Source organism: Desulfosporosinus sp. Tol-M2 (genome assembly GCF_059735615.1).
In genome coordinates, this window is record NZ_JCAIJG010000030.1 from 1 (window position 1) to 2,401 (window position 2,401).

Below are 2,401 nucleotides of genomic sequence, written 5' to 3' on the forward strand. Positions count from 1 at the left end.
GTGATTTTCCCAGATGGTGCTGCACATTTCCTGAATGAAATATGGATATCCTTGTGTAAGTTCAATGATTTTTGTTACAGCTTCCGTGGTATAGTGTACGTTAAGTTTTTCTGCAGGGATAGTGATAGCGGCTTTGGCGGACAAATCAGGGAGAGAGTCGATTTCAATAAATTCAAAAAGCCGTTCCGTATAAGACTTTGTGTCGCCCATTGTTTTCAAAATTTTCGGAAGTCCCGCACAAAAGAAAAGAACGGGAAGCCCCAGCTGATTCAAGCGGTGAACCGCAGTAATGAGGGCTTCTAACTCCTCACTTTTCGCATATTGAATCTCGTCGATGCAGAAGCAGATTGCCGTATCTGCCTGCTGCGCATACTTCCCAAGTGTGACCAGTAATTCTGTAAGGTCATTTGATAAATCGCCGGTCCCTGCGGTAGCGAGCTCCAACGGCTGATCCTTCAATTCAAAGGAAAAGGTTTTGTCCTCCGGATTCCATGTTGTGCTAAAAGATTTTATGATAGACCAGAGTTTTCCAACCTTATCTTTGATAGCCTCTTTGAGACTAAGGCTTTGCACAAAACCGTTACATGCAATGGATAATGCCTTCACAATATTGCTTGTTTCCTTAACCTCTATGTGGCGGTTTAAAAGATCGTTGCTATCCGCGATGTTCTCAATGGAATTTAGTATAACTGTTTTTCCAACGCCTCGCAGCCCATAATACACAACCGAACGCGACTGATACCCGGTTGAGACAGCTTCAATCCGTTTCCTTGCATTATCAATAATGTCATCTCTACCTGCCAGATATTTCGGCATCATGCCGGCTCCCGGTGTATAGGGATTTCTAAAATCAATCACTTAATTTCCCCCCTTTTCCTGCTGTTTTCTGTGTTCAATTGCCTCTTCTATTAAAATTGCCGTCATTGAAGATTTTGTGCGCCGCTCGACCTCGGAAAGTTGTTGGATTTTCTGTTCCAACTCCTGACTGATAATTGCTGTGATTCTTCGCTTATTGTCTTTCAGTGACAAAACACCACCCCCCAAGCTATTATGCACAGTTTAACACTGTTTCAAACCTATGTCAATTGAAGCACTGTTGAGACATATTAAGGAAGCAAACACCATTAAAACCACTAATTTGTGGTATATTATTAATAGCATTATGCAAGGCGGTGTTGACAACCCATTAACATGCAGTAGCAGGGACAAGAATGCAGATACCATGCTCGAGGAAAGCCCTCTCGTTCGGTCAGCTTTCCCCTTACGATCCCGATGGGAGCTTTGAGCGGGGGATTAAGGCGGATCTTGAGTGGTATCAGGAAAACTTATAGTGAGATGTTGATATTATGAAGAGACCCAAAAAGATAATTGTAAGCTTAGCCGTTATTTTAGGTATTTTTATTCTGGGCAGATTATCTTTACCGGCCCTCGGCAGTTTTCTGGTGGTAGAGGATGAACCACAGCGCAGTGATCTGATTGTTGTTTTAATGGGCAGCGGACCGGATCGGATGCTGGGGGCGGTGGATCTTTTTAGGCAGGGCTATGCAGATGCAATAGTGATGGTCAGAAATATGGTCAGGGGTTATGATCTGGTTGTAAACCAAGGGGTAAAGATCCCTCATGACTCTGATACTGCCAGGGAAGTGGCCGTGCAGCTGGGAGTACCGGTGGCAAAGGTAAATATTCTGCCCGGTGATGCGCTCAGTACCCAGGATGAAGCGATTCAGGTGAGGGAGTATCTGAAGAGTCGAAAGGAGATAGACTCCCTGATTATTGTGACTTCCAAATCACATTCCGGACGGGCAAAGAAGATCTTTGTTAAGGCCGTAGGCTCTCTGGATCAGGAAGTCCGGGTCATATCCTGTCCTACTCAGTATGACGATTTTAAGGCCGAGGGATGGTGGCGGAGGCGAGAGGATCTGAAATGCGGAGTTCAGGAGTATCTAAAACTGCTTAATTTTTATTTACGGGAGCAATTTGCATTGTAGGAGTTTAGTAGGTGATAATTTCAGGTCAAGCGGTAAGAGAGAGCAAGTGACTAAAGTGAATTGTTCTTTGAGTGTGATACAATTTTACTTTCCGTAGGATTGATTCCGGAGAACGAATTGAGTAGACAAGCTGTCAAAGATGAGTTAAACAGGGGAGGTAAATTGTGACGATTCTTATTACCGGTGGAGCAGGCTACATTGGCTCCCATACCGTTGAATACTTTCAAGAGCAAAATGAAGATGTAATAGTAGTTGATAATTTGCAGAGCGGGCATGAAAAATCAATACAAGTAGACTATTTGCATAAAATAGATATAAGAGATAAAGATGCTTTAGATAAAGTCTTTAAAACCAATAACATAAAAGCGGTTATTCATTTCGCAGCTAATTCATTAGTAGGGGAAAGTATGGAG

General features: G+C 43.1%; 4 protein-coding genes. 2 read left to right on the forward strand and 2 right to left on the reverse strand.

Annotation, left to right across the window (positions count from 1 at the left end; all coding sequences use genetic code 11):
- Positions 1-858 (reverse strand): AAA family ATPase (locus AC6I5A_RS01270; protein WP_052167818.1); only part of this gene is annotated, 858 nt, incomplete at its 3' end.
- Positions 859-1,029 carry a hypothetical protein gene (locus AC6I5A_RS01275; RefSeq protein WP_497900398.1) on the reverse strand — a complete coding sequence of 57 codons (171 nt, stop codon included), beginning with the start codon at positions 1,027-1,029 and terminating at the stop codon, positions 859-861.
- 317 nt (positions 1,030-1,346) lie between these two features.
- On the opposite strand from AC6I5A_RS01275, the gene AC6I5A_RS01280 reads away from it, so the two are divergent.
- Both AC6I5A_RS01280 and AC6I5A_RS01285 read left to right on the forward strand, forming a co-directional pair.
- Positions 1,347-1,988, forward strand: coding sequence for a YdcF family protein (locus tag AC6I5A_RS01280; protein WP_034610813.1), 642 nt, complete (start codon positions 1,347-1,349; stop codon positions 1,986-1,988).
- A 164-nt stretch (positions 1,989-2,152) separates the two neighbouring features.
- The coding region (locus AC6I5A_RS01285) for an NAD-dependent epimerase/dehydratase family protein (RefSeq protein ID WP_034610815.1) at positions 2,153-2,401 on the forward strand (249 nt) is incomplete at its 3' end.

What these genes read in the sequence shown, in the direction of transcription:
- AC6I5A_RS01280 (WP_034610813.1), top strand. Translation starts at nt 1,347, where the DNA reads ATGAAGAGACCCAAAAAGATAATTGTAAGCTTAGCCGTTATTTTAGGT.